Annotated in this window: 7 protein-coding genes; 6 read left to right on the forward strand and 1 reads right to left on the reverse strand. The window is 24.2% G+C overall.

What is annotated here, in order from left to right; translation table 4 throughout:
- From M0D11_RS04450 to M0D11_RS04475, 6 genes are all read left to right on the forward strand, one after another.
- The coding region (locus tag M0D11_RS04450) for a ComEC/Rec2 family competence protein (protein WP_252320465.1) at positions 1-872 on the forward strand (872 nt) is incomplete at its 5' end.
- 151 nt (positions 873-1,023) lie between these two features.
- Positions 1,024-1,911, forward strand: coding sequence for an SGNH/GDSL hydrolase family protein (locus M0D11_RS04455; RefSeq protein ID WP_252320467.1), 888 nt, complete (start codon positions 1,024-1,026; stop codon positions 1,909-1,911).
- Positions 1,912-2,030: 119 nt separating this feature from the next.
- Complete coding sequence (locus tag M0D11_RS04460; protein ID WP_252318985.1) at positions 2,031-2,651, forward strand: IS1595 family transposase; 621 nt, start codon at positions 2,031-2,033, stop codon at positions 2,649-2,651.
- A gap of 210 nt (positions 2,652-2,861) precedes the next feature.
- Complete coding sequence (locus tag M0D11_RS04465) at positions 2,862-3,014, forward strand: hypothetical protein (RefSeq protein WP_252320469.1); 153 nt, start codon at positions 2,862-2,864, stop codon at positions 3,012-3,014.
- 215 nt (positions 3,015-3,229) lie between these two features.
- Positions 3,230-4,141 (forward strand): DNA polymerase III subunit delta, encoded by a 912-nt coding sequence (holA, locus tag M0D11_RS04470; RefSeq protein ID WP_252320471.1) that lies wholly within the window; start codon positions 3,230-3,232, stop codon positions 4,139-4,141.
- A gap of 43 nt (positions 4,142-4,184) precedes the next feature.
- Positions 4,185-5,633, forward strand: a complete 1,449-nt coding sequence (locus M0D11_RS04475) for a hypothetical protein (RefSeq protein ID WP_252320473.1) — start codon at positions 4,185-4,187, stop codon at positions 5,631-5,633.
- A gap of 64 nt (positions 5,634-5,697) precedes the next feature.
- On the opposite strand, the gene M0D11_RS07265 is transcribed toward M0D11_RS04475, so the two are convergent.
- On the reverse strand, positions 5,698-7,299 hold the full coding sequence (locus tag M0D11_RS07265) for an ABC transporter ATP-binding protein/permease (RefSeq protein ID WP_252320475.1): 1,602 nt from the start codon (positions 7,297-7,299) through the stop codon (positions 5,698-5,700).
- Positions 7,300-7,766: the final 467 nt, after the last annotated feature.

Consider the following 7,766-nt stretch of genomic DNA (forward strand, 5'->3'; position numbering starts at 1 on the left):
TTTCCTCCACAAGTACATGTGGGGAGAAATCCGTTTGAATTTTACAACTTTATTTTTTAATTTTAATAGTTATTTATAACTGTTGACGATATTTTAATTGAAGAATGTTAACAGTTATTATTATTAATTTTGTTTTAATTTCAACATTATGAATGAATAGTATTATTAAACCTTATTATGAATTAACAATGATTAATGTTGGTAATGCTATGAGTTTTTTACTAACTAGTCCTTATAATAAATCTGCTATTTTAATTGATGCAGGTACAGAAGATTTAAAACCAAGTAATCCAACTATTTATAATTATCTTTCAGCAAAAGGAATTCATAGTTTAAAAGCAGTATTTTTAACTCACCATGATTTAGACCATGTTAGTAATATTGGATTTTTAAAAATGCACTTAAAAATAGATAAAATTTATGAAAATACCAATCAATTATCACAATATATTATTGATGGTTTTAATCCAATTCATAATTTAGTTTATGGTTTTAATTTGCAATATGTTTCTGAAAATAATAAAAGTTTAGTTTTGTTATTAAAAATTTATAATTATAAAATTTTATTTACTGGTGATATTGAAGAACAAACCGAAAATTTATTAGTTAACGCCCATGTATTAAGTAAAATTAATATTTTACAAGTTCCTCACCATGGTTCAAAAACTTCATCAACTATTACTTTTTTAAAAACTCTTAATCCAGAAATAGCATTAATTTCCGGACATTATCAAAAACGAAGACAGTTTCCGAATATTGAAACATTGAATAATCTTAAAAAAATTAATGCTCAAGTTTATTATTCGGGAAAAAATAAAACTGTGATTATAAGAATATATATGAAACATTATGATATTATAACGTTAATATAAACTGATATAATAATATTGTGAGATTAGAAATAGTATTTATATTATTCATGTTCAATATGAATATTTAGTAAAAAGTATTGAATAATTAAAAGAAAATTACTTTTTAGAAAAGAAACTAAAAAATATATAATTAAAACAAAAGGGGAAAAATATGAAAAAAATAAATCATTTATTAAAAATTTTGTTGTTACCTTCAATGTTAATAACTACTATTACATCCAATATTAAGGAAGAAAAAACAGTTATTGATTATCATCAATTATACATTCTTGGTGATAGTCTTTCTGATACTGGGAGTTTTGTTGGAGCTGGGAGTGACTTTGTCCAAAAATCACCATTAGCACCTTGATGAGTCGCTCAAGTAGAATTAGGAGATCCATATTATTTAAATCGCTCTTTCAGTAATGGTAAGGTTGCAGCTGAAATTTTAGCTAATAAATTACATTTAAACTTACAAGCAGGATGAAAATATACGATTTTAAATGATGCAGCAACTTATGAACAATTTGGTAATAACTATGCGGTTGGGGGTGCTGTTGCAGCTGAAAATGATTCATGAACAGGAACATTTTATTCAAATCGTTTTAGCCTTCAACATCAAATGGCTGCTTTTTTATCTCAACATCAAGATTTACAAAGTGATGATTTAGTCTTTCTTGAATCAGGAAATAATGATATGTTGGCTGCTATTGATAGTGGTAACTATTATAAAGGACTTGATATTATTTATAATGCAATTATAAAAGAAGGAGATATAATTCAAGAATTAATTAATAAAGGCATCCAACATATTGTTGCTACTGATGTTCCAGATTTTAGTCTTGTCCCAAAATATTATGGAACTAAATCGCAAGTTTTAGCAAAACAATTATCTGATGCTTATAAAACACTTTGAAATCACGAGATATCTTTATATATAACTAACGGACTTCTCCCCACATGTACTTGTGGAGGAAACAATGAAATTGAATGAGTTCAACAATACTTTTCAAACAGAACAAGATTGTTTGAAATATATAGTAAGTTTGAAGGAAAATAAATGTATCAGGTGTTTGAACAAATTTGAATACTTCTGATTTAAGAAGAATAAGATGTTTGAAATGTCATCAAACATTTAGTATTCTTCATGGCACCATTTTTTACAAGTCACAAATACCTTTGAAATCTTGGTTTTATCTCATCTTTAGATGAATAAACACCAAACATGGAATTCCATCAACTGATGTTGCAAAAGAATTGGGGGTAACTTTGAAAACTGCTTGAAGAATGGTTCATAAAATCAGAACTTGTATTGCCAAACAAGAATCACAATTTATTGTTGAGGGCATAGTGCAAATGGATGAAATGTATCTTTCACATATGGGTTTTAAAAAACAAGGAAGATCCTTGGTGAATAAAACCTTGATTGTTGGTATTTATGAAAAAACAACCAATAAATTAATTGTGAAAGTATTGAAAAATGCAAAAAGTAAAAATCTTTTGCAGTTTGCAAGAAACCACATTTCTTCAAAGTGTCATGTACATACTGATTTTTGAAAAGGATATTGCGATTTTAAATCGGTTTTCACTAAGCATGAAACAGTCAATCATCAAGATAGCTATGTTTCAAAAACTGGTGTAAATACCAACCAAATTGAATCAGTTTGAAAACATATAAGAAGAACATTTAAAACACATATCAAAGTTGCAAAACATCATGTTCATTTATATGCAAAAGAAGCTGCATATAAATTCAATAAGATACCTAGTTTTGAAATTGTAATGCTATGTTTGATTTAAAAATGTGGGGAGAAGTCCGTAGATAGGCTTTTCTCAGCATTTATGTGATAAAATTTAAAAATAGTACATAAAGGGAGAAAAGCCATAACTAATTATCCTAATTTTATTAGAAGATTTAGTTTAAGAGAAGCATTAAGTAAATATGCGCTGATATTTCAACAAGAAGGTAAAAATATTACTCAAAATGCAATTGAATCTGATTATGCTCATATGGCATTAGATGGTGCTGTTACAGCAACATATGTTAATGGTTCAACAAAAGAAACATTAAATAATTATTTCTTCTTTGATGAAGTTCATCCAACAACATTAGTGCATCAAGCGGTTGCTGAAGATCTTTATAATTTAGTTGAAAAGTGATAATGTTTTAAAACATTAGATATAATAATTACTATATAAGATAAAAGTTCAAATTTGGAATATTATCAAAAACAAAAGTATTTTCCGAATATTGAAACACTGAATAATCTTAAAAAAGTTTATTATTGAGGAAAAAATAAAAGTGTGATTATATATGAAACATTATGATATTATAACATTAACATAAAATATATTAATAATTTTGTGAGGTTGGAAACATGGTTTATATTGTTCATGGTCAAGATGAGTATTTAGTAAGAAAAAATATTGAACAATTAATTAAAAAAAATCATAAAAAAGAAAATTATGATTATAATCTATATGAATTACAAGAGGATACAATTGTTAATATTATTAATGAAATTCAAATTATGAGTATATTTGAAGAAAATAAAGTAATCGTAATTAATGATAGCAGTAATTTATGACAAAAATATATTAAAGAAAAAAAATTTGTTAATGCTTTGCTTAATCATAATCAAAAAACAATGATAATTATTAAAAGTTTAAATGTTGATTTTAAAATTAGTAGAGAATTTCAACAATTTAATATTATCAAAATTAAAAATTATACAAAATCACAATTATTATTATTAATTAATAAAGTTTGCAATAATTTTAAAATTAACATTACTCAAGAAGCAACTAATTTTCTTTTAGAATACTTGCCAAATGATGTCAGTATTATTTTAAATGAGTTATCAAAATTAAGATTAATTGGAAAAAAAATAACTTCAGATATTATTATTGAGGTGGTTCCTAAATATTTTGAAACAAATATTTTTAAAACTGTTGAATATATATTAAAAAAAGATTATAACAATTTTTGAACACAATATAACTATTATAATGTTATTAATTATGATAAAATTAAATTGATTAATATTCTTGTATATCAATTAGAATTAATTAGAGATATCAAAATTTTAGTTAAACAAAAAAAAAGTAATGAAGATATTTCCAATATATTAAATATTTCTAAGTTTCAAGTAAAAATATTAGAACAATATTTAAATATTAATTTAAATATTAATAATATTTTGTTAAAATTATATGAATTAGATTACAATATCAAAAAAGGAAAGTTTAATAAAAATATTGCAATTGATTTATTTTTTTTGAATATTTAGTATATAATTATAGATGTTTTAAACTCAAGAGGTGATACATATAATGAAAAGTAATAAAAATACTGATGTTACAGAAAAAAAGTTAGTAGAAGAAAATAGTGACATTACATTGGTTAAACCAAAAGTAAAAAGAGTTACAAAGAAAAAAACCGAAAAAGTGTACTCAGAAGAAGATTTAAATGTTGCATTATACTATGAAATATCAAGTACTATATATAACAGTTTAAATAATTTAATTGTTAGAAAATCTATTTTTGCTAATGAAGAACTTTTAAAAATTTTAGAATTACAAATTTCTAATTTATTTTTTCTTGAAAAAGAACTAAAAGAATTAAAAGATAAAAAGTATGCAATAGAATTTTTGCAGTTAATTTCTAATTTGGTAAATCGTAGTTTGAGTATTACTAAAAGTTCTCCTAAAAATCGTATTGAAATTCTTGAAGAGCGTAACTTATTAATAGTTACAATTACTAATATTTGTAAGACTGTGGAAAAAGAAAGTCTTGAACGAATAAGACAGTTTGATAATAATACTTTTAATGAATTAAATGATCAAATTACTGCATTAAATAATTTTAGTGATGATGCTACTGAGATTAAGCCAAGTGTTACTCCAAATAATCAGAATGTTGATAATAATGTTGATACAAATCCTAATATTGGTGGCATTGGGAATCTAGGTAATAATTTAAATATTAATAATCTTGATAATAATAGTTTAGCAAATTTAGCGAAGTTAGGTGTATTACCGCAACATCCCGCCACAAATCCTAAATTTTACCCGTATATGAATAAACCAAAATATATTCCACTTTTAAAGAAAATATTATCAGCTTTTTTCTTATTAACAACAGTGCTAGCAATAGCTACTTATATACTAACTTATTTTATAGCAGGTACTTTTCAAATTAAAAATAATAGTGCACCTGACTATTATAATTTTGCAAAACAATCAAAAACTATAGTTTTCACTATTGTTACAACAATAGTTCTAAATGGAGGCTTTTTATATTCAATTTTAAAACCACCAAAATTAGGTCGTGATTTATATCGAACATCATATTTTTTAATAGTTATTTTAATTTTTTGAATAATTTATACAATTTCAAATTTAATTTATATGACAACAGATGATTCATTAAAAAGAACATTTACTTCTTTTTTAGATAAACCTGATGATTTTAATCCTAATGCTTTACCTTGATTAAAAGGATTAGCAACTTTTAAAGCTTTTCAAATATTAACATATATTACAGCAGCATCAGCAATTTTACCAATTGCTATTATACTAGTTATTGCTATTCTTAATCCAAAAATTGATCGTAATAAAATTATGAGAGCCAATTCGGAATATCAAAATGCTATTAATAATGCTTTAAGTGGTAAACCCTATGAAATCGATCCATCACTTTTTGATGATAGTTTAGATAATGATAATAAAAAAGATACAAAAGATCATAAATTTTGACGTAATAGTGATTTATTTAAATAATAAAATTAAAAAGGACTTTTAGTCCTTTTTAATTTTATTATTTTTAATTATTAGATTTAATATCTTATGCTTGTCAACGTAATTTTGAACTTGCAACTATTGTGTAAATACCAATTAATCCAAGCGCAACTCCTAGATATATTCCATAAGTTGTTGTAAAAGTAAAACTTGTTCCACTTCAAGCTTGAATAAATGGATCCATAGCGTATTTAAATGGATTAAAGTAAGTTGCGTATTTTAAAACAGGACTACTATTAATTAACTCAGCTGGGAAAAATACCCCACTTAAAAGTGCAACTGGAAAATAAATTACATTTGATGCTGCAACTAAAGCAGTTACTGATTTGAAAATTGAGGCCAATAACATTCCTAAACCCATTGATGAAAAGAAAATTAAGATAATAAATGGGATAGATTCTCCAATAAAATTTGCTGTTACTATATTATTTCACCCATAAGTACCACCAAACATAATTCCAGCTCATAATAAAGATCATAAGAATGTTGCTATCATAAAGAAAAATCCAATTATCATAACTGAAAGAACAAAGAAAATTGGTTTAATATTTGTTGCTCCAATTCGCTTCATTAAAACACTATTTTTAAATTCAACAATTGTTTGTGGAATAATGAAAATTCCTACTGCCATTGGTTGTAACATTGAAATTGAACCAACTAAAGTATGTAAACTTTTTACAGTATCACCTTCCATTTGTTTAAAAGCAAAACCTTCTAAGAACAACATTAGAATTGGAAATAAAACTAGAAAGAAGGGTACAAAAAATCCTCGATAATAATATTTAAACATTAAGTTTATTAATGGTCGACTTTTTTCGGGCATTTTGGCTTTATGAATTCATTTATTTTTTTTCTTTGTTTTTTTGATTTCAGCATTTTCTTTTTTTATTTCTTCATATTGTTTTTTTAAATCAGCTTTTTTATTTTTATCAAACATTTTTCATGTAAAGTTATGAACTGAACCATATTTTTTAACAATATCTTTAACATTTCCTGCTTCTTTTATAATTCCATTATGAATGTAAATATACTTTTCACAAAATTCTTCAACTTCGCTCATATTGTGAGTAACTAAGATCATTGTCTTATTTTTGTCAATAATATTTTTTCTAAAAAATTCAAAAATTTCTGAACGAACTTCAATATCTAATCCTGTGGAAACTTCATCTAAAATAATTAGATCAGGATCATGAATAACAGCAAGTAAAATATTTAAACGTTGTTGTTGTCCACCTGAAAGTGTTTGAATAAACTTATTTTCAATTCCAAGTAATTGGTATGTCTTCAGTAACTCTAATAACTCATCTTCTTTCATTGAAATATTAAAAGTATGTAAATAATATTTAATCATATCCATAACAGATATTCCGGCCGGATATCTAGATTCTTGAAATTGTAAACCATTTACTAGATGTTCTTGACGAATTATTTCACCAGATGTTGGTTTACGAATACCACCAATAATTTCACTTAAAGTTGATTTACCACTACCATTTGCACCAATGATTCCAATTCGATCACCGGGATTAATAGTTAAATTAACTTTATCTAAGGCTACTTTATTTTTATATTCCTTTGTTAGATTCAAAATTTCTACTAATGGCCGAGATTTATCTATTTTTTTCTTATTTTGTTCATTATTTTCCATATATAATACCTCCTGCATTAGATTGTACTATAATTAAGTGTTAAAAAGCAATTATTGAAATTTGTAACAATAAAATAAACAGTATTTATTGATAAAATTAAAATTGAAAATGCTTTAAATTTATATAGTTCTAATAAATCACAATTATTTTCTAAACTGGAATTTTATAAAGAAATTTTAAAAATTGATAATAATAGTGAATTTGAATTACAAATAGAAAATCCTATTAATAATTTAAATCGGATTGAAATCAGCGGAATATTTGGTGCCGGAAATTATGATTTAATTTTAATTACTAATAAACAAGAAATAAACCTACAAAATATTAATTTATTTGATAAATATAATGAAAATATTTCTTATATTAACTTAGAAATATAAATTATTTATTAAAATATCCATTAGGATATTTACCGTTTCATACTATATCTGTACTGTAATATCAATTTTGAAAAGATATATCAAAG

Origin of the sequence: Spiroplasma endosymbiont of Lariophagus distinguendus (genome assembly GCF_023846195.1) — a bacterium.
In the GTDB taxonomy this organism is placed as follows: domain Bacteria; phylum Bacillota_I; class Bacilli_A; order Mycoplasmatales; family VBWQ01; genus Spiroplasma_E.